This is a genomic window from Cobetia sp. SIMBA_158 (genome assembly GCF_046566945.1).
GTDB lineage: Bacteria > Pseudomonadota > Gammaproteobacteria > Pseudomonadales > Halomonadaceae > Cobetia > Cobetia amphilecti.
Genome location: NZ_JAWJYL010000014.1, coordinates 42,898 through 68,616 on the forward strand (window position 1 = coordinate 42,898; position 25,719 = coordinate 68,616).

Here is a 25,719-nt window from a genome sequence, read left to right on the forward strand (position 1 = left end):
CAGCGTTGAGATTCGCTCATCAACGGCGTATATACGCGCGCGTTCATGTAATGCGCTGGCGGGATTTCCAGAAAGTTCTGTCCGGAAATTGCGTCAGTGGCTAACGCCCCCGAGCCGTCACGCAGGCTGCATGGCCCACGCCACTGTGCGGGCTATGACACTCAAGAAAAACCACGACACCCCCGTCGCCTCTCGGCCCGGGGGTGTCGTGGTTTCTCCTTGAGGACTTGAGTATCACGCCATCTCGAGCTGGATCAGCTGGACTGGGAAGATTGCCAACGCTGGTGAGCTTCTGCCGAATAACTGCGTGACGGCGTGTGCTCGAGGCCGATCTTGGCGGTGCCGATCGAGACCAGACGTATCAGAGACGCCGTGGCACCGATCACGATGAAGAGCGCTGGTACCCCGCCGAGGTTGGAGAGCATCTTGATGCCGTCGATGCCGACGAAGGAGGTCATGATCCAGGCGACGGCACCGATGGTCGAGCCCCAGATGATCTTCATCATCAGGCGGCCCTTGCTGCGGTCTTCGCTTTCATTGCCTGCCAGAGCCTCCTGGCTATCCGAGCTGCAGAGCTGGCTGATGGCGTCGGTATTGGAGTCGGCCGCTGTCACGAAGGACAGGAAGGCGATGACCAGGAAGATCCCCCCCACCAGAGAGCTCATCGGTAGCTCATCGAATAGTGCGTAGATCACCGAGCCAGCCCCGGCCTCGCTGAGAATGGTGTTGAGTGCCCCGGCGGTATCCATGTCGAGCTTCAATGTCGTGCTGCTGAACACCGCGACATAGATGATCGAGAAGAGTGAGGGCGCCACCATGTTGATGAGCATGAACTGTCGCACGGTATACCCCCGTGAGATCTTGCCCAGGAACAGAGCCGAGATCGGTGCCCATGCCATCCAGTTGGCCCAGTAGAAGATGGTCCAACTCTGTGGCCAGGGGTCATTGTCGAAGGCCCCGGTGAACAGATTCTTGCTCATGAAGTTGGTGAAGTATTCGCCAGCCGCTTCCGTGCCGTAGCCCAGGATGGTCAGCGTCGGACCGAAGGCAAACACGAAGATGAGAAAGGCGAAGAAGGCCTTGGCGTTGATGGCGGACAGGCGTGCGATGCCTTTTTGCAGACCACTGGCCGCCGAAGCGGTGAAACACAGCACGATTGCGAGGGTGACGATGCCCAGCATCAGCGGACCCGAGCCTGTGCCTAGGAAGCGGTCGATGCCGCCTGCCAATGTCATGGCCCCTGTGCCGAGGGACGACGCCATGCCACAGACCAGAGCGAAGAGCGCGAGTGCATCGAGCGCACGTCCCTTGCGACCGATCAGTCGATCTCCCAGCAGCGGCACGAACAGGGTACCGAGCGAGAAGGGCTTGCCGAGGTTGTAATGCATCAGGGCAAAGATCAGCGCAGGAACGGTGTAGATCGCATAGGGCGTGAACGACCAGTGCAGGAACATGGTCGAGAGCGCGAACCGCGCGGCTTCCGGGCTATTGGCGGCAATGTCCAGCGAGGTGGGCGGCGAGTGCAGATGATAAAGCGGCTCTGCGGTCGACCAGAACATGATGCCCACGGCCAACGTGGTGCATAACGTGATGGAGAACCAACGCCATGGGGACAACAGTCGCGTCGCGTTCTCGCCGCCGATACGGGTGCGGCCCAACGGCGAAAGATAGGCTATCAGGCAGGCCACCACCATGCTGAGCGCCGTGATGGAAAACAACCAGCCGAACTTGCTCAGTACCTGGTTGTTGAGATTGGTGGTGACAGCCAGAAACCCTTCGAGGTCGACCAGGCTGGCAACGACGGATACGAAGAGCAGTATGAACGGGGGCCAGAAGACCAGTGGTCGAATGGAAGCTCCAAACATGAGTCACTCCTTGATCTTGTTATGGGATTTCTTGCAGGGATGAGCATCGGGATAGTGCTGCGGTTGCAGTGTCAGGAGAGGTTTCTCTATGGGACATGAGTAAAAACGAACGTATGTTTCCCTCGCATCACCAAACGTGTCTCGTCCCTGGCCCGGGAACTGCAGCAGGAAGTCTGACGACTGTCGTGTGGCGAGAGTGCATGCAGCCTATGGCAATGAATGGTGAGAAATCTTCAGTTACGTCGCAAACAGGATTTCAGGCGTCGTGATCGGGCAAGTAAAAACTCCCGCATAAGCAGCAAGAGCGCTCGAGAGGGATTCTTCTTCATTCAGGCTGAAAACTGAGAGCTACCTCGTCCCCCTGGCAAACCACCTCTGGGCTTGGTAGCGATACCAGTCCCTTCGTTCTCCGGCCAATCCTTGGCCTTGGCGACCGAGGCCTGCAAGGCCATGCGCCTTACGGGGATCGGTGGGTTTGATATCATCAAGGTCAAATACGCGGGTGGCTGTCAGTGACAGTCACCCGTTCTTGTCATTATCCCCTGGCGGATGGTGAGCCATGGGTTTCGTGGCTGTGTGTCGTCTGGCATACCCCCGTGTTGCTCCCTGCTTGCCAGCCTTACCGTCTTTCATGAGTGTCATCTATGCCAACCCCTCTGCCACTGCAGAAATTGCCACCCTTGAGTTCGCTGAAAGGGTTTGAAGCTGCTGCGCGTCTGCTGAGTCTCCGCGCGGCTGCCGAGGAACTGAACCTGACGCATCCGGCCATCGCCAACCAGATTCAGCGTCTCGAAGAGAGTCTGGAGGTGAAACTGTTTGCCCGTGAAGGCCGTCATGTGGTGCTGACGGCGGCTGGCGAGCGTTTCTATCCGGTAGTGCGTGAAGCGCTGGCGGGCCTGGTGCAAGGCGCCGAGTCTCTGCGCCAGATGCAGCATGCCCAGCCGCTGACGATTCAGGTCTATGTGACGACCTCGATTCGCTGGTTGGCACCTCGCTTGTCGCATTTCCAGGCCATGTATCCTGAAGTCGAGCTCAAGCTGATGACGTGCAGTCTCGGCTGGGAGTTCGATGAGGCCAATGCCGATGTCGGTATCGTCTTTCGCGATGCGCCGCTGGCGGACCACCTGCATTGGCAGCCGTTGTTCGAGTCACGCCTCCTCCCGGTATGCAGCCCCCAGCTGCTGGGCGACGATGCACACCCGGTGCCCGCGGATGCCTTGAAGACGCTGCCGTTGATCGGGGTCTACACCGAGGGCTGGAATTGGGAGAGTTACTTCGAGGCATTGTCGCTAGGGCCTTGTCCCACCCGCAATTGCATCGTGGTCGACACCCTGGCCGTCGCTCTGGAGATGGCGGCGCGCGGGGAGGGCGTCGCTTTGGTCAACGGGCCCTTTGCCGACGATGACCTGGCGAACGGTCGACTCATCAACCCGACCGGGCAGGTGACGACCGGGCGCGGTGAATGGGGGGCTGTCTGTCATCGCGAGCTGGAGCGGGACCCGCGCGTCGCGACCCTCCTGGGCTGGCTGGAGGCACAGAGTCGCAGCGTGCCCACCTGATCCGCCAGAGCGAGAGCTGTTACGTGACAACGCCACCTTCGGGTGGCGTTTTTCGTTTCTGAGTTCTGAGTTCTGAGTTCTGAGTTCTGAGTTCTGAGTTCTGGGTTCTGGACATCTGGCATCTGCCGGTTGATCGCTGTTCGCTGTTCGGAGACGTGGGGTCTGGGGGGACTCACAAAAATTGTTACCAATCGCCAAATTCTTATGAATTGTTGGCAGGCAGGTCGGCCAGTAGGGTGAGCCTCAAGATGACATGGGCCACGACGGACAGGATTCCACTCCGTCCCAAGCGGCCCTGTGCAGTACACCGGACAGCCAGCAGGCAGACAGCTAAGAGGACAGCACATGAAAGTCGGATTCATCGGTCTCGGTAACGTGGGTGGCAAGCTGGCAGGTAGTCTGCTGCGCAATGGACATGACGTCACCGTGCGTGACCTTGACCCGGAAGCCGCCAAGCCTTTCCTCGCGCAGGGTGCCAAGTGGGCGGATTCTTCCAAGGAACTCGCCGAAGCCAACGACATGGTCATCACCTGCCTGCCGTCTCCGGCTGCCTGCAGCGCCGTGATGGAAAGCGATGACGGCATCATCGCCGGTCTGGGTGAAGGCAAGATCTGGCTCGAGATGAGCACTACCGACGACGGCGAACTGCGTCGCATCGCCGACAAGGTGCTGGCCACCGGTGCCAAGGCACTGGAAGCGCCGGTCTCCGGCGGCTGCCACCGCGCTGCCACCGGCAATATCTCCATCTTCGTCGGCGGTGACCGCGAATCCTTCGAGCAGGTGCTGCCGGTGCTGACCAACCTGGGGCGTCGCGTTCTGCACACCGGGGAGCTGGGTACCGCCTCCGTGCTCAAGGTGATGACCAACTATCTGGCCACCGCCAACCTGTGCGCCATCGCCGAAGCCCTGACCGTCTGCAAGAAGGCCGGCATGGACATGAATACCACCTACGAGGCGATCAAGATTTCCTCGGGCAACTCCTTCGTCCACGAGACCGAGTCCCAGGTCATCCTGAACGGAAGCCGCAACATCAGCTTCACCATGGATCTGGTGCTCAAGGATGTCGGCCTGTTCGACACCTTGGCCAAGAACCTGGATGTGCCGCTGGAAATCTCCCCGATGCTGATGGACATCTTCCGCGATGGTCAGGAACGCTTCGGTCCGCGTGAGTGGTCCTCCAACATCATCCGTCGTCTCGAGGAAGCCGCCGATGTCCGTGTGCTCGGCACCGGCTTCCCGGCAGAGCTGACCGATGACGAGCCGGAAGAAGTCGGCTACGAAGTCGGCGTTACCGGCCGCAACTGAGCCGTGAAGACTGCCCCGGAGCGCCGTGCGAATGGCCTCCGGGGTATTTGCGTTTGAGACTCACCCTCAGGGAAAGTGTTATCTCCCACCAGCAACGAGAGGTCTGGCATGCAACATCACGACAACTTCTACATCAATGGTCACTGGCAGGCACCCTTCGGGCGCGAGCGCATGGAGGTCATCAATCCGGCCACCGGCGAGCTGTGCGCCAGTGTGCCGCGCGCCGGTGAGCAGGATGTGGAGGCTGCCATCATGGCAGCACGTCAGGCGCTGCCTGCCTGGTCCACGACATCCGCGCAGGAACGCCATGATATTCTGATGGCGGCAGCGGATGAGATGCAGCGTCGCTTCGATGAGCTGCGCGACGTTCAGGTGCTCACCATGGGTTGCCCGGTGCAACTGGCCGGCGCGCTGCACGTGGAAGGCCCCATCGAAGGCATGCGCTACTACGCCGAGCGCGCCTTCCAGATGGAAGAGGACGAGCGCAAGGGCGATGTGACTCTGATGCGCGAGCCCATCGGTGTCTGCTCGCTGATCAACCCGTGGAACTATCCGTTGCATCAGTTGATCGGCAAGCTGGCCCCGGCGCTGGCGGCAGGCTGCACCGTGATCGCCAAGCCGGCGGAGCAGACGCCGCTGCAGGACTTCATCATGGCCGAGATCTTCGAGAAGGTCGGTCTGCCTGCTGGCGTCTTCAATGTGGTGACGGGCGAGGGCAGTGAGATAGGCCCGGTGATGTCCGGACATCCGCAGGTCGACATGGTGTCCTTCACCGGCTCGACCATTGCCGGTAGCAAGGTCGCCGAGAGTGCCGCGCCTACCGTCAAGCGGGTCTGTCAGGAACTGGGCGGCAAGTCGCCGCTGCTGGTGACGGAAGATGCCGACCTGGCCGCGGCCGTGCGCTTGAACGTCGAGAACGTGATGGCCAACACCGGTCAGACCTGCGACGCCTTCACGCGTCTGCTGGTGCCGCGTTCGCGCATGGAAGAGGCGACCCGTCTGGCGGTCGAGATCGCCAATGAGCAGGTGGTGGGTGACCCGAATGATCCGGCGACCACCATGGGGCCGCTGGTCTCCCAGCGTCAGCGCGAGCGGGTGCTTGATCTGGTGCAGCGGGCCATCAACGACGGTGTCGAGCTGGCGCTGGGTGGCGTCGAGCCGCCCGAAGGGCTCGAGAAGGGCTGCTATGTGCGGCCGACTATCTTCACCAATGTCAGCAATGAAATGGAGATCGCCCGTGAGGAGGTCTTCGGCCCGGTGCTGTGCATCCTGCCCTACGACGACGTGAAGCAGGGGATTGCCATCGCCAATGACAGCGTCTATGGCCTGTCATCTGCGGTCTATGCGCGTGACGCCGAGGCAGCATTGCCGATCGCCCGCTGCATGCAGGCAGGGCAATGCTATCTGCAAGGGGCAGAGTTCTCCTTCGATGCGCCCTTCGGTGGCTACAAGCGTTCCGGCAACGGCCGTGAATGGGGCGACGAAGGCCTGGCGGAATATGTCGAGGTCAAGGCACTGCTCGGCGCGCCGGTCATCTCCTGACAGGAGGCGAATGACGCCGCCGTGATGCCACGCAAGATACCCGTGATTCGTGAGGCCAGGGTGGCCTTGTGAATCACGGGTATCTTGCATTCGCGCCATCGACCATTCGCGCCATCGACAAAAGACACCCTCAAGGCGCTTGTCGGCTGTCGCGGATGCGCTTCGCTATCAGAGCAACGCCCATCGCGTCTGTCACATCGCTGGGTACTGAAAAATACCTATATGCTCAGTGCTAAAAATACCTATATATAGTGGCAAGACTTTGTGCGGTGCAGCATTGCTGGCGCGTCAGGTGCCGTTTTGGACCTCAGATGATGCGCGAGGAGAGCTGACGCGCCGCCTGAACCAGATGCTTGGAGTAGGCGCGAGCCTGCTGCGGATTCAGGCAGTCCTGGCTGATGACGGCGCTGATGGCGGCAATGGGCTCGTTGCGCATGTTCAGCACAGGCGCCGCGATACAGCTCAGCTGTCCTTCGGCCTCGCCGCTGGACACCGCATATCCCAGGCGTTGTGCACGTTCAAGCTCGGCATCCATCTCGTCACGGCGTTCGGCCAGGCCGGGCGTGCTCCGCGTCGCAGCTTCCAGATACAGTTGGCATGAGGCCTCGGGGCGCATGGCGAGAATCGCCTTGCCGGCGGCACAGGCGTGCTGGGCCATGGTCTTGCCGATATAGAGGTTGTAGCTGCCACTGCCGGAGGCATCGACCTTCGAGATCACCACCACCTGATCCCCGATGGGGATGCACAGGAAGATCGAGCGGTGAATCTCGTTCTTGAGAATCTCGGCGATGGGGTAGAAGACCGGAATCAGGCTCTGCTTGTTGTAGATCGTCGAGGAGATCTGGAAGATGCGCGAGCCGATGCAGTAGGACTTCTTGCGACCTGGATCATGGGCGACCAGCTGGTGATGCAGCAGGGAGTTGATCACGCGGTGTCCGGTGGCAGGCGAGATGCCGGTGGACTCGCAGATTTCCGAGAGCGTCAGCGGGTAGGAGGCTGCCGCAAGCAGGTCCAGAATCATGACACTGTGGTCGACGGCAGGGGCTTTGGTCTTCTCGTGATTCATGAACGCGGGGACACTCCGAAACGCGAATCTCGGCCACAGGCGGCGTGCATCCGGGGCTGTGACACTTTGACGACGGATGAACGATGCCACACACGGCATCTCTCATGCGCTGAAAATAAAACGGCCCATAGGGTACCAGACCCATGGGCCGTGCGCGGGTTGTTTGGTGGCTCACTCGGCGTGATCGGCCAGCACCAGGTCCGCGCCTTTTTCCGCCACCATCATCACCGGCGCATTCAGGTTGCCGGAGGTGATATTGGGGAAGATGGCGGCATCGATGACGCGCAGCCCCGCCACACCATGCACCTTCAGCCGGCTATCGACCACGGCGTTCGCCTTGTCCGGGCCCATCGCGCAGGAGCCACACAGGTGGTAGATGGAGCCTCCCTGGGAGCGGAAGTACGCCAGCATGCTGTCCTCATCCTGGACCGTCTCGGCCGGGGCGACCTCGCACTCGGTGATGGCCTTGAGCGCGGGCGCGCCCATCAGCTTGCGCACCAGACGACTGCCCTGGATGACCTCATTAATGTCTTTCTGGGTGCTGAGGTAGTTGGGGCAGATGGTCGCCGGCGCCGCCGGGTCTGCCGAGGCCAGTGAAATGCTGCCACGGCTGGTCGGTCGACAGGAATTGAAGGCCAGCAGGAAGCCGGAATACGGCTCCGGCGTCAGCTTGGCCTTCGGGTCGTTGGGAATCTGGTAGGACATCGGATTGAAGTAGAGCTGGATGTTCGGCTCTGACTCCGCGTCGCTGCCGCGGAAGAATCCCCCGGCCTGATTGACGCTCATGCCCAGTGGCCCGCTGCGATTGACCAGATACTGCAGTCCCGCCTTGGCCTGGCCCCAGAAGGACGCGAAGTCGTCATTCAGCGTGGTGCGATTGGCGCGGTAATAGTAGCTGGCACACAGATGGTCCTGCAGATTCTGCCCGACGGCCGGCAGGTCTACCTGCGTCTGGATACCATGCGTGGCCAGCGCCTCACGCTCGCCGATCCCCGAAAGCTGCAGCAGCTTCGGGGAATCCACGGCGCCAGCGCAGAGAATGACCTCGCGCCGTGCCGTCACCTCGATGACCTCGTCATCAAGCCGGTAGACGACACCCGTGGCGCGCTTTCCGCCGTCGGGCGCCTCTTCCAGCGTCACGCGCTCCACCTGACAGATATGCTTGAGCGTGAGGTTGTCGCGTGACAGTGCCGGCTTCAGGTAGGCGGTATTGCTGGAATCCCGCTGTCCCTTGCGGATGTTGGCCTCATAGATGCCAGCACCCTCGAAGTGTTCGCCATTGAAATCATCATTGAGCGTGTAACCCAGCTCGCGGGCACCTTCCAGCCACGACTGGCAGATCGGGTGCGCGCCATGTTTCAGCGGCGTGATGCCGATCGGCCCCTGGCCGGAGCGATACTCGGTGTCGCCATCCGGGTGGCATTCAAGACGCTTGAAGTAGGGCAGTACCTCGCGATAGGACCAGCCGTCGTTGCCGGCGCGCGCCCAGTCATCGAAGTCCGAGGCCTGGCCCCGGACATAGATCATCGCATTGATGGAGCCGGAGCCACCCTGCACCTTGCCGCGGGGGGTATAGATCTTGCGCCCCTCCATCGCGGCTTCTTCCTTGCTGTAATACATGTAGTTGTAGGTCGGGTTGTAGTAGGTCTTGGCGAATCCGACCGGCACCTTGATCCAGGGCGAGGTGTCCTTGCCGCCGGCCTCCAGCAGCAACACGCTGTGGCGTCCGCTGGCGCTCAGCCGGTTGGCGAGGATGCACCCCGCCGACCCGGCACCGACAATGATGAAATCGTATTGCATCGGCGTTACGCCTCCGGCTTGCGCTTCCAGTCGGTGCTGGACTGTTCCTTCACGTCATAGGGACGCGGGTCCATGCTCAGGTGCAGGGTTCGGCCGGTGTAAGGCGAATTGGCCTTGACCACGTCCATGTCCAGCTCAACCCCCAGGCCCGGCTTGGTGGAGGGGATGATGTAGCCATCACGCCACTCGATCTTCTCCTTGAGCACATCGGCGTGGAAGCCATCCCAGGTGCCGATGCTTTCCTGAATCAGGAAGTTGGGCGTGGCGGTCGCCAGCTGGATGCTGGCCGCGGCGCCGACCGGGCCGTTGTAGAGGTGCGGGGCGATCTGGGCGTAATAGACTTCTGCCAGCGCCGCGATCTTCTTGCCTTCCAGAATGCCGCCGACGCGTCCCAGGTTCATCTGCAGGATGGAGGCCGCGTTGTTCTTGAGCACATCGTGGAATTCGTACTTGGTGGTCAGGCGCTCACCGGTCGCGACCGGGATGGAGGTGTGGTCTGCCACGCGCGCCATGGCTTCGCTCTGTCCCGGCGGCACCGGCTCTTCCAGCCACAGCGGGTCATACGGCTCGAGATACTTGGCGAGACGAATGGCGGATGCCGGCGTCATCTGACCGTGGGTGCCGAACAGCAGATCACAGCTGTTGCCGACCGCTTCGCGGATGCGGCGGCAGAAGGTGGCGCTCTTGTCCATGCCTTCCAGAGACAGCATCTGGCCGGAGTAGGCGGTGTAGGGGCCGGCCGGGTCGAACTTCAGCGCGGTGAAGCCCTTCTCGCGGTTTTCCAGTGCGCATTCGACAGCCAGCTCGACGTTGTCATAGTCGTAGTTGCCGCGTGCATCCTTGGGGTACAGGTAGGTATAGGAGCGCAGTTTGTCGTGGACCTTGCCACCGATCAGCTCATACACCGGCAGACCGGCCGCCTTGCCGACGATGTCCCAGCAGGCCATCTCGAGACCGCTGAGCACACCCATCATGGTGAGGTCGGGGCGTTGGGTGAAGCCACTGGAGAAGGCTTCGCGGTACAGACGTTCAATATGATGCGGGTTCTTGCCTTCCAGATAACGCGAGAAGACATCGGCGATCGCCTTGCTCATGACTTCCGGGTGGAAGGTGGCGGCATAGACTTCACCGACCCCTTCGATGCCGCAAGCGGTACGCAGCTGAACGAAGATCCAGTACATGCCGCCGACGTGGGGCGGCGGAGTGGCGACGATGTGTGTCTCGCAACTGACAACTTTCATGGTGGCAGGCCTTTCAGTGGTCACTGGCTAGCAGGAGATTGTGGATGCGCACTGCCTGGCATGCCGTCATTCGACGCCAACAGCGCGCTTCCGGAAAGAAATGGGGTGGGGCGTCAGCGCCTCCGGGGAGAGGGTTCCCCGAAGGCGTGACAGGTAAGACGGAATGGCGTGATCAGTAGTTCATCACGACCAGACGGGTCTGGGTGTAGTCGAGCATGCCGTGCTTGCCATCATCACCGCCCAGGCCAGAACGCTTCCAGCCGGCGTGGTAGCCCTGGTAGGGGTCCGCCGGGGTGCGGTTGATGTAGAGCTCGCCGGCTTCGATGTTGTTGGCGACCTTCATGGCGGTGCGATAGTTCTCGGTGAAGACCACGGAGGCCAGACCGAACTGGTGGTCATTGGCCAGTGCCAGCGCTTCATCCACATCGCTGTAGGTCAGCACCGGCAGTACCGGGCCGAAGATCTCTTCCTGCACGATCTCCATGTCCTGACGGCAACCGGTCAGCAAGGTCGGCGGGTAGAAGTGACCCTTGCCCTCGGGGATATAACCGCCGATTTCCAGAGTGGCGCCGTCATCGATGGCGCGTTCCACCATCTGATGGATGTTGAGACGGGAATTCTCGTTGATCAGCGGCCCCATCAGGCTGGCATCTTCCAGACGGTTGCCGAACTTGACGCCTTCCATCTGCTGCTTCAGCTGGGCGACGAAATCGTCATAGACGGATTCGTGCACATAGACACGCTCGATGGCGGTACACAGCTGGCCACAGTTGGTGAGGGTAGAGGCCGCGATCTGTGCCGCTGCCTTGGCCAGGTCGGCATCCGGCTCGACGATGGCCGGTGACTTGCCGCCCAGCTCCAGCGAGGACTTGGCGATGTTGACCTGGGAATATTCCAGCACCTTGCGACCGGCGCCGACGCTACCGGTCAGGGTGATCATGCCCACCTTGGGGTGCGTGCAGACGGCTTCTGCGGTGCCGTGGTCCATCGCCAGGATGTTGACGATGCCTGCCGGAATGCCGGCATCCTGAATCGCCTTGGCGATCTCGAAGGCGGAGGTCGGGGTGTTGTTGCTCGGACGCACGACCACGGCATTGCCGGTAATCAGCGCCGGGGCGATCTTGCGCAGCAGGGTGAACACCGGGTAGTTGAACGGAATCAGGCAGGCCACGACGCCGATGGGCTCACGCTGCAGCAGCAGGCTTTCATTGGGAGTGTCGCTGGGGACGATCTCGCCCTCGATACGACGTGCCCACTCGGCGTGGTAGCGCGTGATGTCGGCGGCGTAGACGGCTTCATTGGTGGCGTCTTCCAGGCTCTTGCCGGACTCATCTGCCAATGCCTGGCCGATGGCATCCTTGCGCGCCATCAGCGCCTCGGCAAGCTTGTGCATGTAGCCGGCACGCTCGGTGCTGGTCTTGGCACGCCAGTCCTTCTGCGCCTTGGCCGCAATGCTCACCGCTTCAAGCGCTTCGTCAGTGGTTGCTGCCTGCACCTGACCTACCAGTGCTTCGGTGGCCGGGTTGTAGACCGAAATCATCTCGCCCTGGGATGAGGCGACGAATTCGTTGTTGATGAAGTTCTTGTCAGTGCGCATGCATCACTCCTCCTGAATTTGGCCTACAGGCTATGAAGTGACGTCAAAGGTGTCAAACTGTTTTTCACATGTAGAAATAGATTTCCGCATATGGAATTAATGGTTTATCTCTTGTCGCGAATATTCGCCGCCGAGAACATTATCCCGCGTATTCAATCGATGTCCGCAGTGGTTGGCAGGCCCGCCATTCGCGAGATAACACCATGGGCCGGGCGCTATCACATTGGCTGCCCCGCTGGCTGAGCAGGCGGCAGACCGCAGACAGCAGGGGACAGAGCGAAGAGGGGAGAGGACAGAGCGAAGAGGGGAGAGGACAGAGCGAAGAGGAAAGACGAGAGACGAGAGATAGAGAGAGCAGATGGGGAGAACAGATAGAGAGAGCAGACCACGCGACTGACCTGAAATGATGGTAAGTCTTGTACTGATTTCTGGTGTCGACTCCATCATGACATATCCTCCTTTCTCGCTAGTCATGCCGCGCTTCATGTAGTCGTTAACGAGCTTTCATCGTAAGTGTTCACTCTGTTGAGTCATTAACTAAATCAGTGCATTCCTATATGCTGTGCAGCCTGATTGAGAGCCATGGACGGTCTTGTATAACAGGGCATCGTCTACGATAACTGCCAGGGATGCAGAACATGTCAGATTCATGGGTACTCGACGCCTTGCTGTCGTCGTTTGATGTCTCACTGAGCCAGAACGAGCGCCTGCTCACGCTTGAGATGAGCGGCGCGGACTTCATCCCGCATCGCCTGGTGGGGGAAGAGCGCATGTCGCGTCCCTTCGCCTATACCCTCGACTGCATCTCCCAGAACGGTGACATCGAGCTCAAGACCCTGATGGCGCAGCCGGCGGCGCTCTCGGTGCGTCAGGCCGATGGTAGTTACCGCAAGCTCTCGGGGCTGGTCGAGTCCGCCGCACTGCTCGGTGAGGACGGTGGCGTCTTCTATTACCAGCTGACGCTGGTGCCGTGGATGACGATGCTCAAGCTCGGGCGTGATAGCCGTATCTTCCAGGACCTCACCGCCGTCGAAGTCATCGAATCGGTGTTCTCGAATCATGCCATCGCGCAAGGCGAAGCCCAGGGCGGCTGGCGGCTGGACCTGCGTCGCGAGTATCCGGCGCGCAGCTACTGCGTGCAGTATCGCGAGAGCGACTTCCAGTTCGTGAATCGCCTGATGGAGCAGGAAGGGCTGTTCTATTACTTCGAACACGCCTCTGACGACAGCGACTTCAATGGCCACCGCCTCGTCATCACCGACGATGTCGCGACCTGTGCGCCAGTCGAGCCACAGGTGATTCGCTTCCATCGTCAGGATGCCACTGAACTGGAAGACTCCATCACCCAATGGAGCGGTCGCCGTCAGCAGCAGCCGACCCGCGTCAGCCTCGGGACGTTTGATTACAAGCAGCCGGGCCTGGAGAAACGCTCCGGCCAGGACACGCGTAGCGATCAGGGCAACCTCAGCGAGCAGGAAGTCTACGACTATCCCGGCGAGTACTATTTCGACGATCACTCGCGCGGCGAACGCCTGACCGTCAATCGCCTCGAAGCCCATGAATCCCGCGCCAAGCGCTTCTACGGCGCGGGGGGCACCCGCCAGTTGAAGGTCGGCCGCTGGTTCGAACTCAGCCAGCACGCCCGCCATGAAGACGGCGACTCAAGTGAGCGCGAATTCCTCGTACTGGGCCTGACCGTCTGCGCCGAGAATGCGCTGCCGGTGTCGGCACACCTCAAGGCGCTACCGGGCAGCCTGCAGGCGCGCATGGCCGAGGCGCGCCAGGTGCACGGTCTCAATGAGAGTGCTCACGAAGACTACGCCGATGTCGGCACCGGCCAGTATCTGATCGACTTCGAATCCCAGCGCCTCAGTCAGCCGTATCGTCCGTCTCTCGATCATCCGCGCCCCAACCTAGGTGGCCCGCAGACCGCGATTGTCGTCGGCCCCGCGAATGAAGAGATCCACACCGATTCGCTCAACCGCGTGCGTGTGCAATTCCATTGGGACCGTAGCGAGAAGGGCGCGGCCGACGCCAGCTGCTGGCTACGTGTCGCGCAACCCAACGCTGGCGCTGGCTGGGGCAGTGTGTTCGTGCCGCGTATCGGCCAGGAAGTCATCGTCGATTTCCTCGAAGGCGACGTGGATCGTCCGCTGATCACTGGGCGGGTCTACAACGGCGACCAGACGCCGCAATGGCACTCCAACGGCCTGCTCTCCGGCCTCAAGAGCAAGACCTACCGCGGCAACAAGTACAACGAGCTGGTCTTCGATGACGCGACGGATCAGGAGCGCGTGCGCCTCAACTCGGAGCACGAGAAATCCCAGCTCAACCTCGGCTATCTGATCCACCAGCAGGGCAACACACGCGGCAGCTTCCGCGGTACCGGCTTCGAGCTGCGCTCGGACGCCTATGGGGCGATTCGTGCCAACAGCGGCCTGATGCTGAGTAGCTGGGGCCAGATCGCCGCCAGTGGCGAACAGCTGGATCTCTCTCCTGCGCAACAGCAGCTCGCCAGCGCCTATCAGCTGGCCAATACACTCAGCGACAGCGCCACCAGCCACAACGCCGAGGCGCTCGCGGCGCGTACGCAGATCAAGCAGGCCAGCGACGATACCCAAGGCACCTATGGCGCCGATGACAGCGGTAGCCGCTTTGACGGTAGTTCAGCCCAGAGCGCTACCAATGGCGGGCGGGGGCAGGCGGCGCGCCTGAATGCGCCCTGGCTGCATCTCACATCGCCCGCCGGCATCGCCACCAGTACGCCGGAATCGACGCACCTGGCACAGGGCCGCTCGCTCAGCGTCACCAGTGGCGAAGACATCAACCTGGCCACCGGACGCAGTCTGGTAGGCGCCGTGGTCGAGAAGTTCTCGCTGTTCGTACAGCGCTCCGGCATCAAGCTGTTTGCCGGCAAGGGCAAGGTCGAAGTTCAGGCGCAAAGCGATGCGATGGACCTGACGGCGGAAAAGGACGTCACCATCACCTCCACCGAAAACGACATCGACATCAACGCCGCCAAGGAAATTCTGCTCACCTGCGGCGGCGCCTATGTCCGCCTCAAGGACGGCAATATCGAACTGCATGCGCCGGGCAAGGTGGATGTCAAAGGCGCGCAGCACAGCTTCGGTGGGCCGACGAGTCTATCCACGGCTTTCGATTCACTCCCAGAATCGAAAGGCCCCTATGAGCAATATTTCACGCTTAGGGACAAGCGGACAGAAAAGGCATTGCCTTACGCTTCCTATCGTGTCGAAACCGCAGAGGGCGACATTATCGAAGGTCGAGCCGATTCCGAAGGGAGGACTCAGAAGATTCTGACGCTCAAGCCGGAGAAGTTGAAAGCCACGATACTTGATCGCTTCGATGATGCAGCAGAGGGCAATTTATCATGAATATCTCTTCAACGACTGAAGCTCATGGAGAGGATAGCACCCGCTTAAACGCGAATGGTGCCGAGGCATCAAGCGACCCCGCTGATCAGCTTTTTTATCTGACTGGCACGAATACCATTCTCATGGTACCTCGTGAAGCGATGCTCGATTTCAATACTGAAATGTCCACTCTTGAAGCACTGGTGGAAGCTCAACAAAGTGCCACGGCAGAACTCAAGCAATGGCAGGACCGGTATATCGCTTATGTGCAAAGCAACTATTTTAAGCCTAACGAACGCTCCAATATTGAAGATGCCGGCGGCGTCGGTAATAAAGAAGCTGTTGGCATGCAGGTGCTGCAAGCTAAGGTCAAGCTAAATCAAGCCAATAGAAGACTCAACGAGGTCATCGATTCTCTGAGCAGTCTGGATAGCAAGACGAACAATATCGTCGAACTCATTGCGCTTCAGCGTCGTGGTGCCAAGTCGTCATCGGCAGGCTTTCGCATGGGCTATGTCAGATCGGAAAAGATCTCCAGTGAGTGGAATAGGTATTCTCTTTCCCCATCAGGCCATGAAGATATTGTTGATTCTGCCGGACAAGTCGATTGGATAACTTTGAGAGATCAGATCCAAAGCTTGAGCAATAAGCTTGATGGCAAAGAACCTTGGATTGATGGGTGGTTGGCGTTGGAGGATCAGGAGAAAGAGCTTTATCAGTGGAGCCAAGCCACCAACGTCAATCTTCAAGTGGGTAGCGAAAACGGAACCAATGGAGAACATGACCCTGGTTCAATCAAGGTTGAACTCACGAATGAAGCGCAATTGATGCGCTGGGCCCATGGCGCCGGTGGTATTTCAGTCACCAGTGCACCTTATGAACAAAGCGGTACTATCAAGTCCACTGGACATGCGGAACTGATGCTGGCGCAGGCCAAAAGTGAACTCCATTGCTACGAGCCACCCGGTGGTTACATGATGGCTTTTCAGCTACCGATGAGAGAGTCTGCCTCGACCGACGGCGATACTAGCGATAAGAGAAATGCATCCAAGTCCACTCAATTGATCGATTTGGGGATGATTCGCTCCCACCTGATCGTCATTGCTGAAGGGGGGGTTGGTGCCAGCATCGCTGCGGAATTGAATATTGAGGCAGACCTTAGTCAAGCCAACGGTAGAACAGTTGGTACGCGAGGTACGCTGGATACTCAAGCTCTACCTGGTATGCAACGTCTAGATATGTCAACTTCCGAAGAGGAAGATGATGCCGGTAATCAGGTTCGTGCCTTTGTTGGTGCGGAAATGAGTTGTACGGTGACTGGCCAGGTCGAGTGGAAGAATCCGGAGGTCAATGAATTCCGCCCGTTTGCCAAGTTGGCTCCAGCACTCACTGCACAGGTTGGCGGAGGGTTTGAAGGCGGACTGTACATCACCTATGGACAAAGTAAGTTCAAGTTTATGGCAAAAGCGGGTTTTTGCTGGGGCGTAGGTGCCAAGGGTAAAGTGTCTGGGGAAATCGACAAAGGATTATTGCTGGAGTTTATCAAATGGGTGGCTTATCAGCTGCGCCATGTTAATTATCAGCGTCTAGAGTTTATTGGTACAGATTCATTTCAAGCAATATCTGAAATAGTATATGGAGTTATTCTTACTGGGGAAAAAATAGAGGATTTCTTGGCTGACTCAGTAGTTGAGATATCTAAGTTAATAGATTATAAGTATAAAGATTTTATGGCTAGTATTAGAGAGGGGCGAGAGCGTGGTGCTTTGACAGACCGTATAAATGGAGATCCAAGTCTACTAAAATATGCTACTCCGGAAGCGAAAGGTGCAATATTATACTTGCTAACAGAAACAAGCGTTATAGATGGTTTGGACCCTAGGAATGCAGTATCGCCTATCGATAAAGATGCTTGGAGAGCTGGAGCTCTGCCCAATAGGAAACGAGCAATTATTCGTGTGTTTGAGTGGGTTCAGTCTAAGGCGGAATTTGATTGTGTCATGCAACGAGTTCAAGCTGTTATAGATACTAGAAAAATTACATACGCACAAAAAGCTAAGTTGAAAGTCGAAGGAGAAGCTAGAGTTTATAGCTTTCTTAACTTAGGTGAGTTTAGTCGTGAATCATGGTACGGGAATTCATTAAATACTAGTGATTATGATAGTGATCTACGGAGAATTTATCAAAATCTCCCTGACAAAGCCCCCAAAGGTGCACCACTAGTAAAAAACAACGTACAAGAATATTTCAGTCAAGTGAAATATGGAATAGATCCGAATTTCTATATACCTTGTGGCAATAAAACATCTTCGATATGCTCTCCCAAAAACTTTATGGTGGTGTAATAAAAGCCGAAAGAGCTTTATCTCTTTCGGCTTCTACTGTTATCCAGATATATCAGTATTTACTGCGCATCGGAAAGTAAATATCATTTTTGCACGATCAGTGAGGTCGGGGGGAGCATGATAGCGTTCCATGGTCAACTTACCCCCCATACCATCCCCATGTGGTGAGCCCCTTACAACTTTTTCTTGCCCCATATTTGGTCCAGCAGGGTTCACTTTGACAGAATGCTGGTAATAATCGGCTTTATACCAGTCTGAGACCCATTCGTATCCATTATCCCCCATTTGGTATATTCCTAGCTTGTTGGGTGGGTAAAGTGCCACTGGATAGGGGGCGATATTACTTCTAGCACCAGTCTGGGTTGCCTTATCTACGTCGATGCTTGTTGGTATACTCCTCCCTTTTTCTAAAGTGCCTGTGCTAGTACCATAAGGGATAAATTCCCCACCGGATCGTGCTGCATACTCCCATTGTGCTTCTGTTGGTAAAGTAAAGGGCAATGAAGTTTGCTCAGCTAGCCAACTGCAATACTCATTGGCTTGATGCCAGTCTACTCCAGCAGGTACATTGTCCTGACGGAACTGCATCTCGAACTCGCTAGTATTATTGATTTTATCTTTGTCCGTAGCTTGGGTATAAATATCATAGTCTGCGTATGTCACCTTAGTGGGTGACATATAAAACGTATCTAGTGTGACCTTATGCAACGGCTTATTATCTTGTTCCGCGCTATAAGGTAACCCTTTGTTGTTACCTGTCAGGTTGGGATCGATGGGCCCAAAATCTCCCATCTGAAAGCTACCGCCCTCGACGCGCACAAGAGCATCTTTTGTCTTTTGAATCAATGTATCGATAGCCTGCTGATTGCCTTCGTCAGCATTGCCATCGTTGCAAGCACTCATGCCTATGGCAGATAGGGCCGTCAGAACGACTGCGTATTTCATAAAAACTCCAGCAAAGACTGTAGGATCATTATGCCACGGATGGTGGCCTTGTGATGCAGGTCACATCATAAAAATGCACTCAGCACAATTCTTGACACGGAGTATCCAGACACTGATCTCTAGATCCCAAAGGGTATGAGGGACGGGCCATTTTGCTTTGTCATCAGATCGTTCGCTTTGTTCCATTGAGCCGAGGCTTGTGCGAGATTTTCGTAGCATAGGCAATTAATAGGCTCATTGAGCAGTAGCCCAATCTGCAGCCCGTAGTTCGCTCTGTAAGTTGTCCTATGTTATAATTATATATCACTTAGTTTTTGTAGATCTATGAGTTGTAATCTGTCGAGAGTTTCGTTGAAACAAAATTGCGTCGAAACAGAAATTTGACCACAAGGTTACGAACTAGCAAATCTCAGTTTGTCTGAGAGAACAACGGTGATGGTGTTTCCATTGGCTCTAATAGTTATCACCTTAACCATATATCGGAGAATTTAGCGGCTGATGGTGGTACAGCAATGGATAAAAAATCCTGGCTTATTCGTGACTAAATATAGGCGACGATAGCAGTGGTTCTTGGCAATACCATACCTGATGGGTCACATGTTGCACTAGCTCATTGAGACCGCTATGGTTCATCACTTGAGGTTAAAGTGGTTGGTATAGAAAAAGCCAAGATACTATATGATTTAAAAGTACTTTCTGAAAAATCAGCGGTTAATGACTCTGTAGTACCAGGTTTTAATAAGGAAATAGCATATTTTGCTAATAATGAAAATAAGCATTCTCTGGTAAAACTTTCTCGATACTTGAAGATGTAACCTGATGTCAGTGTGAGGTTGTGGTTTATTCCTCAAGCTATAGCGAAAGAATTAATGATAAGTTCAATTTAATGGGTGATTTGTGAAATTTTTTCTAGTTCTAGTTGTATGCTTGTTAAGTAGCAACGTGTATTCTGAAGTATTGTTTAATGATCCTAGTGAAAAAGACTTAAATGCGAGGTTTTCAAATCTCAAGCAAGAAGATTTTGAGAATAATAAAAAAAGCCCTGAGATCAATTTGTTCTTAGGTATTTTGTATTTTAATGGGTTTGAGAAGTATGAGATAAGCAAAGATATTGATAAATCTATAGGTTTTTATAAGGCAGCATGGCATGATAACATATCGGATGCAGGTTATGCACTGTCAAAAATTTACCATAATGGAATAGGTGTTAGTAAAGATAGTGCTAAAGCTAAGTACTATCTGGAAGAATCAGCTGAGAGTGGCTATATTCGCTCACAAAAATTATTAGCAAAAGCATATTGGGGGCAAGACTTACAAGGTTTATATGTAAAAAATATTGATAAGGCAGTTTATTGGTTTAAAGAAAGTGCTAATCAGGGAGATAGTGAATCTGCGCTAATTCTCTCTAGGTTGTATTTGAATGACGAAGAAGTTGACAAGGACTTAGATGAGTCTTTTAAGTGGGTAGAAAAAGGACTTCACGCTAAGTACGATACCTCTGGAATAGCTCCTTATATCGCCGCAGAATACTATGAGAAAGGCTGGGGTGTAGATAAAAATTTGGTATTGGCCTATAAATATTATGATTTAAGTGGCACCGCTGGTTCAAAAGGCAAAAGCAGAGTATCGAAAAATATGTCTGATGCTGAGATCGAGGAAGCCATCAAGCAGTCTCGTGCGTGGCAAGCAGTCCAAACCTTTCTCCGGTCGTTTCACTGTGATGATAAATTCACGATCAAGAAACTACATGATATTAAAAGATATTCAGATACTTTTTATTTCAGGGCATGATTCAATGAATAAATATATGGTTGTAGTGTTTTTTTTGATTTTTCATTCTGTAGCACAAGCAGATACTATAGCTTTTCCAGACCCTGGTGGTGTGTCACTTTTTAAAACATACATTAGATATGGCAAAGACGATATTAACGGGCTGAAAAAATCAGATAATCCAGTTGATAACTATATACTGGGCCACCTTTATTTTATAGGGAGTGAGCAACTAGGAATACCTAAAAATAATGATGAGGCGCTAAAGTTTCTAAGTGAAGCTTGGAGAGGAGATGTTATTGACTCTGGGTTTGACTTGGCTTTGATTTACTATAGCTATGGAAAAGTCAAAGATTTTGATAAGTCAAGGTCTTACATGCTCGATTCTGGAGATGGAGGGTATGTTAAATCGCAAAGGACCCTAGCTCGTGCTTATGCTGGTGAAGTATTAGAAAATGCTTTTTCTGTTGATAGAAAGAAATCAATTGAGTGGTATGAGAAAGCCGCACGTAATGGCGATCAAGATTCTGCAGACTATTTATCCTTCGCTTATAGAAATGGAAGTTTAGTTAATGAAGATCCTAAGTCTTCTTTCTACTGGAGAGAGGTTGCGTCAAAGTCAAAATACGGTCAACAGGAGTTATTTAGCTTTCGCATACTTGCTAAGTACTATGAAAAAGGCTACGGCACCTCTAAAAATTTAGTTGAATCATATAAGTACTACGATCTCTCTGGTACAGGTGGTACTGAGGGAAAGAAAAGAGTTGCTAAAAATATGACTGATGCTGAGATCCAACAAGCCATCAAGCAGTCTCGTGCGTGGCAAGAAGAGCACAATACGTTCGTGCCTAGTTATTACGGGCTTGAGCATCAAACCGATGGCAGCTATCGTTAGTCGACTCAGTTGACCCAGTGTTGTGCAGACAGCCCGAGCCCTTCCAGGACTCGGGCTTTTTTGTGCTTGGGGCTTTCAATGCTGGCTGATGATCGTGAGTCAGTACCAACCAAGGGGAGGGGGTGTTATGAGTCTGTAGCAGGGCAAGGCGATCAGGATGGCCTTTGACTCGCTAGCGCTTGGGCGAGAGAGGCTGGCTGCAGTTCTGTTGGCGCTGGTCGCCATGAGTGAGCGTGAAGAGGCTGCATGGGTGCGCAATGGTCGCCTGCATGACTGAGAGGTCAGGAAGTGCGGCAAGCGAAAAAAGGAGACATCGCTGGTCAATAATGAGGGTTTTCATCAACGTGATGACTCTGTCATTTCACTCAGTGAAGGGGTCGTTTATAATATTAGTTTAAACTGATTCAAAGTGTCAGAAGAAATGTCGTCGCGTAATGGGCAACTGTCTTGTCATATTTATGTTACCCAATCTCGGTATTTTTGTAACACTTTTGTTCCAGTATGGTATATGGCAGCATGTCATTGTTCTGATGGTGTTTTCCCCACCTGCGTGCCAGGTGGTGGCGAGTCGGGAGTGGCGAGGCAGGATTGAGTCCTTACTATCGCTCCAGGGTAGGTACGGCAGGCCTCTCTGTCAGATGATTGCGACACCATGGGAGATGGCGCCGCCCGCTCTGTGGCGTGGCAAGCATGGTGTTAATCGTTATTTAAACGATATTTGCCTTGCGTTTCTTGCTGGAATCTCCACCTGCAATATGTTTCCATATTCGCGTCTGCGCTAGAACAAATATACAGATTTACCCTCTATGTATCGTCAACGCTTTTCCTTCTGTATGCCCGCCGCAAGATGTCACCTATTCACGGTATCGAGCACGTCAATCAGAGGGTAGTGGTGGCAAGACGTTGTCTTGATTTATCTGACAGGGAAGCAGATTGATGTCAAGAAATGGCGGCATGTCCTTACCAGGCGGTGAAACCTTGAAGACTTCTTTTATTGCCATTGTCGGGTCATTGGTGGTGGGGCTCCTGCTGTTGAGCGGTTGCAGCTCTGCACCGGACACAGGCCCTGCCGACTACACGCCGCCGCCGATCGAGCGCTTCGTCGGCACGCTTCCCTGCCAGGATTGCCGCCTCATCCGCGCGGACCTGACCCTGCATCGCGATTCCGAGAGTGGCAAGCCTACGGCGTTCTTCCTGCAGGAAGCTCACGTCGATGCCATCGGGGGCGATTTCGTGACCACGCAGTGGGGCGACTTCGAGGCCGAGACCTCTGACAGCACTACCTATCTGCGTCTGGAGCGAGATGCGCCGCTGATGCTCAAGATGGAAGAGGGCGGCGACACCCTGGAGTTGATGGGGCAGCAGGACACTGACAGCGATTACCAGTTCACCCGTGCCGAGCCGCTTGGCTGAGGTTCATCACGCGTTGCGCAAGGTCTGCGCACGGAGAGTATCTGACATGGATTCGTCCTTTGACATTGAAGCCTTCATCCGTCAGCGCAAGCAGACTCGCGTCGTCAGTGATCTGCTGTATGACAATGCGTCGGATTATCTGACGACGCTGGGGGCCTTGATTCGCCCACAGATGATCTTTGGCGAATACCTGCAAGGGGCGCCGCGCGGTAGCGGCCGTGAGGCACAGCATGCCTTCAAGGAATTCACCGCTCTGTATGACTCCACGGCCAATGCCGAGCCTTTCCGCTTGCTGCAGGAGCTGGATGTGCCGCTGGAGCTTCTGAGCACGGCCCCGCGCCTTTATCCGCATGAATATGACGTACGCCTCACGTCCACCGGCAAGGTGATTCGCGTCACCAGCCCCACACGTTGGGTCGTGGGCTTTGACGGCTTCTCGCTGCAGCGCTTCCGCCACATCATCAAGGACCCCAATCGCAGCACGGCAGAATTGCTGCGCTACGTGGTGCACTACCTGATGCTGTTCTATTGCGTCAATCGTGCCCCGGGCCTCGGGCGTCTGTTGCTGGGCCTGCGCTTCCCGGTCAGTTTCGAGAAGCTGGACGAATTCGGCAGCATGCCGTTCTGCGTGGTGGGGTCGCCCATCCGCTCGCACCTGCCGGAGCAGGACACCATCCTGCGCAGTACCGAAATCGCCGGCAACGACACCTTTGAAGAACTGATCGATGTCGCGGATATCGAGTCGATGGATGACGCCGTCAAGCAGCGGCTACTCAAGGCGATAGCGGCAGTCTGACAGGCTGATGTCGCTCAAAGATGCGCCGGACGGCTCAGATTGATCCCCCATTTTTGACACGCGCAATCACTTCACAACAGCACATAAGGAAATGCCCCATGGCGGAGAGGGATAGCACACAACACAAGCTGGGACGCATTCGCGCACCACGCGTCCAGATCACCTATGACGTCGAGATCGGTGACAGCCAGGAGCAGAAGGAACTGCCGTTTGTGGTCGGTGCCGTCGGTGACTACACCGGCAACCCGCTCAGCCCGCCGCCCAAGCTCAAGGACCGCAAGTTCGTCGCCATCGATCGCGACAACTTCAACGGCGTCCTCAAGGGCTTGAAGCCGCGCCTTGCCTATCGCGTCGACAACACGCTGAGCAAGGATGGCACCCAGCTGCCGGTGGAGCTGAACTTCAACTCGCTGGAAGACTTCGAGCCGCAGAATGTCGTCAAGCAGGTCGAGCCGCTGCGCAAGCTTCTGGATGTGCGCAACAAGCTCGCCGATCTGCGCAACAAGATGGGCGGCAACGACAAGCTGGAAGAGCTGTTGATGGACGTGCTGCAGAACAGCGAGAAGCTCAAGACGCTGGGCGACGAGTTCGGTCGCGAGCAAGCCGTGCGCAAAGACGACAACTGATTGCGGAGTCAGACCATGAGTGACAATCGTAGTGAATCAGCCACAGTGGCGCCGCAAGCGCAGGATGCCGTCTTCGCGCCGCAGTCTTCCTTGCTCGACAGCATCATCTCCGAGAGCCGCGTGGCGCGCTCCGAGACTGAACGCACCCGTGCGCGCGACCTGATCGAAGAGCTGGTCGCCCAGGTGCTGGATGGCGAAGTCATGCCCAGCAAGGACCTCATCGCCGTGCTGGATGCGCGTATCGCCGAGATCGACGCGATGCTCTCCGAGCAGATGAATGAAGTCATGCACGCCAGTGAGTTCCAGAAGCTGGAATCCTCCTGGCGCGGTCTGCGCTATCTGGTCGATCAGACCGAGACCGGCAGCAACATGAAGATCCAGATGCTCAACGCCACCAAGAAGGAATTGGTGCGTGACCTGAAATCGGCGCCGGAATTCGATCAGAGCGCGCTGTTCAAGAAGGTCTACGAAGAAGAGTACGGCACCTTCGGTGGCGCGCCGTTCGGCATGCTGGTCGGCGATTACGAATTCTCGCGCAGCCCGGAAGACATCTATCTGCTGGAGCAGATCTCTCACGTGGCCGCCTCGGCGCACGCCCCCTTCATCTCCGCGGCGTCACCGGAGCTGTTCGGCTGGGACTCCTTCACCGAGATGAGCGGTCCGCGTGATCTGTCCAAGATCTTCGACACCGTCGAATACGCCAAGTGGAAGTCCTTCCGCAACTCCGAAGATGCGCGCTACGTCGGCCTGACATTGCCGCACGTGCTGGGACGTCTGCCGTATGGCCCGGACACCACGCCGGTCGAGGAATTCAATTTCGTCGAGAACGTCGATGGCCGCGAGCACAACAAGTATCTGTGGATGAACGCGGCGTACGCCATGGGCTCGCGCGTGACCGACGCCTTCGCCAACTACGGCTGGTGTGTCGCCATTCGCGGTGTCGAAGGCGGTGGCCTGGTCGAGAACCTGCCGACCCACACCTTCCAGACCGACGATGGCGAAGTGGCGCTGAAGTGCCCGACCGAGATCGCCGTGACCGACCGTCGCGAGAAGGAGCTGGCAGACCTGGGCTTCATCCCGCTGGTGCACTGCAAGGGCACGGACTACGCCGCCTTCTTCGGCACCCAGTCCGCCCAGAAGCAGAAGACGTACAACACCGACGTGGCCAACGCCAACGCGCGCCTGTCATCGCAGATGCAGTACATCTTCGCCACCTCACGCATCGCGCATTACATGAAGGCGATCATGCGTGACAAGGTCGGCAGCTTCGCCTCGCGCACCAGTGTCGAGCGCTACCTGAACGACTGGCTGTCCCAGTACGTCCTGCTGGACGACAACGCCAGCCAGGAAGCCAAGGCGCAGTTCCCGCTGCGTGAAGCACGTGTCGAAGTCGCGGAAGTCCCGGGCAAGCCGGGTGTCTTCAAGGCCGTGACCTTCCTGCGTCCGCACTACCAGCTGGATGAACTGACCGCCTCGCTGCGCCTGGTCGCAGAGCTGCCGCAGTCCACTCGCAGCTGATGGCGTCTCGTCACTGAAGACCCCTCGCTCTTTTCCCTGCGTGTCCTGCACGCCCGCATCGT

General features: G+C 56.3%; 17 protein-coding genes. 11 read left to right on the forward strand and 6 right to left on the reverse strand.

The window, feature by feature from the left end; all coding sequences use genetic code 11:
• Positions 1–254 precede the first annotated feature (254 nt).
• Positions 255–1,865, reverse strand: coding sequence for a BCCT family transporter (locus R2R70_RS16545; RefSeq protein WP_410978531.1), 1,611 nt, complete (start codon positions 1,863–1,865; stop codon positions 255–257).
• Positions 1,866–2,509: 644 nt separating this feature from the next.
• Between R2R70_RS16545 and R2R70_RS16550 the strand changes: the two genes are divergently transcribed.
• The 3 genes from R2R70_RS16550 (at position 2,510) to R2R70_RS16560 (ending at position 6,271) form a co-directional block, all read left to right on the forward strand.
• Positions 2,510–3,424 (forward strand): LysR substrate-binding domain-containing protein, encoded by a 915-nt coding sequence (locus R2R70_RS16550; protein ID WP_410978532.1) that lies wholly within the window; start codon positions 2,510–2,512, stop codon positions 3,422–3,424.
• Between the two features lie 345 nt (positions 3,425–3,769).
• Positions 3,770–4,729: an NAD(P)-dependent oxidoreductase gene (locus tag R2R70_RS16555; RefSeq protein ID WP_410978533.1), complete on the forward strand. Its 960-nt coding sequence runs from the start codon at positions 3,770–3,772 to the stop codon at positions 4,727–4,729.
• Between the two features lie 108 nt (positions 4,730–4,837).
• Complete coding sequence (locus R2R70_RS16560; protein WP_107335082.1) at positions 4,838–6,271, forward strand: aldehyde dehydrogenase family protein; 1,434 nt, start codon at positions 4,838–4,840, stop codon at positions 6,269–6,271.
• 307 nt (positions 6,272–6,578) lie between these two features.
• Here R2R70_RS16560 and R2R70_RS16565 read toward each other — a convergent pair whose 3' ends face one another.
• From R2R70_RS16565 to aldA, 4 genes are all read right to left on the reverse strand, one after another.
• Positions 6,579–7,337 (reverse strand): IclR family transcriptional regulator, encoded by a 759-nt coding sequence (locus R2R70_RS16565; protein WP_107335081.1) that lies wholly within the window; start codon positions 7,335–7,337, stop codon positions 6,579–6,581.
• Positions 7,338–7,508: 171 nt separating this feature from the next.
• The gene (locus R2R70_RS16570) at positions 7,509–9,137 is read right to left on the reverse strand and encodes a GMC family oxidoreductase (protein WP_410978534.1); all 1,629 of its coding nucleotides are present in this window, start codon (positions 9,135–9,137) and stop codon (positions 7,509–7,511) included.
• Positions 9,138–9,142: 5 nt separating this feature from the next.
• Positions 9,143–10,378: a mandelate racemase/muconate lactonizing enzyme family protein gene (locus R2R70_RS16575; protein ID WP_077373025.1), complete on the reverse strand. Its 1,236-nt coding sequence runs from the start codon at positions 10,376–10,378 to the stop codon at positions 9,143–9,145.
• Positions 10,379–10,550: 172 nt separating this feature from the next.
• Positions 10,551–11,975 (reverse strand): aldehyde dehydrogenase, encoded by a 1,425-nt coding sequence (gene aldA, locus R2R70_RS16580; RefSeq protein WP_054555865.1) that lies wholly within the window; start codon positions 11,973–11,975, stop codon positions 10,551–10,553.
• Positions 11,976–12,613: 638 nt separating this feature from the next.
• Here aldA and R2R70_RS16585 point away from each other — a divergent pair.
• Together R2R70_RS16585 and R2R70_RS16590 are read left to right on the forward strand one after the other, a co-directional pair.
• Complete coding sequence (locus R2R70_RS16585) at positions 12,614–15,370, forward strand: type VI secretion system Vgr family protein (protein WP_410978535.1); 2,757 nt, start codon at positions 12,614–12,616, stop codon at positions 15,368–15,370.
• Positions 15,367–17,694, forward strand: coding sequence for a hypothetical protein (locus R2R70_RS16590; RefSeq protein WP_410978536.1), 2,328 nt, complete (start codon positions 15,367–15,369; stop codon positions 17,692–17,694). The genes R2R70_RS16585 and R2R70_RS16590 overlap by 4 nt, the downstream gene beginning before the upstream one ends.
• Positions 17,695–17,733: 39 nt before the next feature.
• Here R2R70_RS16590 and R2R70_RS16595 read toward each other — a convergent pair whose 3' ends face one another.
• Positions 17,734–18,639 carry a formylglycine-generating enzyme family protein gene (locus R2R70_RS16595; protein ID WP_410978537.1) on the reverse strand — a complete coding sequence of 302 codons (906 nt, stop codon included), beginning with the start codon at positions 18,637–18,639 and terminating at the stop codon, positions 17,734–17,736.
• 942 nt (positions 18,640–19,581) lie between these two features.
• On the opposite strand from R2R70_RS16595, the gene R2R70_RS16600 reads away from it, so the two are divergent.
• From R2R70_RS16600 to tssC, 6 genes are all read left to right on the forward strand, one after another.
• The gene (locus R2R70_RS16600) at positions 19,582–20,430 is read left to right on the forward strand and encodes a tetratricopeptide repeat protein (RefSeq protein WP_410978538.1); all 849 of its coding nucleotides are present in this window, start codon (positions 19,582–19,584) and stop codon (positions 20,428–20,430) included.
• Positions 20,387–21,304, forward strand: a complete 918-nt coding sequence (locus R2R70_RS16605) for a tetratricopeptide repeat protein (protein ID WP_410978539.1) — start codon at positions 20,387–20,389, stop codon at positions 21,302–21,304. Before R2R70_RS16600 ends, R2R70_RS16605 begins: the two co-directional genes overlap by 44 nt.
• 978 nt (positions 21,305–22,282) lie before the next feature.
• Positions 22,283–22,717, forward strand: coding sequence for a copper resistance protein NlpE N-terminal domain-containing protein (locus R2R70_RS16610; protein ID WP_216061579.1), 435 nt, complete (start codon positions 22,283–22,285; stop codon positions 22,715–22,717).
• A gap of 46 nt (positions 22,718–22,763) precedes the next feature.
• Positions 22,764–23,513 (forward strand): hypothetical protein, encoded by a 750-nt coding sequence (locus R2R70_RS16615; RefSeq protein WP_107335073.1) that lies wholly within the window; start codon positions 22,764–22,766, stop codon positions 23,511–23,513.
• Between the two features lie 98 nt (positions 23,514–23,611).
• A complete protein-coding gene (gene tssB / locus R2R70_RS16620; protein WP_077377258.1) occupies positions 23,612–24,139 on the forward strand; it encodes a type VI secretion system contractile sheath small subunit in 528 nt (175 codons plus the stop codon).
• Between the two features lie 15 nt (positions 24,140–24,154).
• On the forward strand, positions 24,155–25,657 hold the full coding sequence (gene tssC / locus R2R70_RS16625; protein ID WP_107335072.1) for a type VI secretion system contractile sheath large subunit: 1,503 nt from the start codon (positions 24,155–24,157) through the stop codon (positions 25,655–25,657).
• Positions 25,658–25,719 lie beyond the last annotated feature (62 nt).